The following is a 404-nucleotide window of genomic DNA, read 5'->3' as shown; positions in this document are numbered from 1 at the left end:
TTCAAAAAAGATTAACTATTTTAACTACAGATGAAATAAATCAACTTTATAGTAGACCTCTTTTTACAACTAAAGAGCGAGTACAGTATTTTTCTCTTTCTCAAATGGAAACTGAATTATTATATACTTTACGTTCAATAAAATCCAAGATTTATTTTATTCTTCAACTTGGATACTTTAAGTCAAAGCATTTATTTTTTCAATTTAACCTATGTGAAGTGAAAGAAGATATTCAATATATTCTTAAAGTCCATTTCAATAATGCTGACTTCTCAGATTTTGAATCTATTGATAAAAAAACTAGACTAAATCAACAGCAACTTATTCTCAAACGATTTAACTATTGTCTTTGTGATTCACAATCTCGACTAGATTTAAAAGAACAAGCTCGTAGAGCTGCAGCT

The 404-nt window shown here is 27.2% G+C and carries 1 protein-coding gene; it reads left to right on the top strand.

The annotated features are described in order from the left end of the window. Positions 1-404, top strand: a 404-nt coding sequence (locus ACODS7_RS32725; RefSeq protein ID WP_488828729.1) for a DUF4158 domain-containing protein, incomplete at both ends; no start/stop codon positions are given.

It is taken from the genome of Bacillus sp. FG16 (assembly GCF_057809515.1).
Note: the sequence above shows the minus strand (reverse complement) of the source record. Positions and strands in the feature narration are given on the sequence as shown.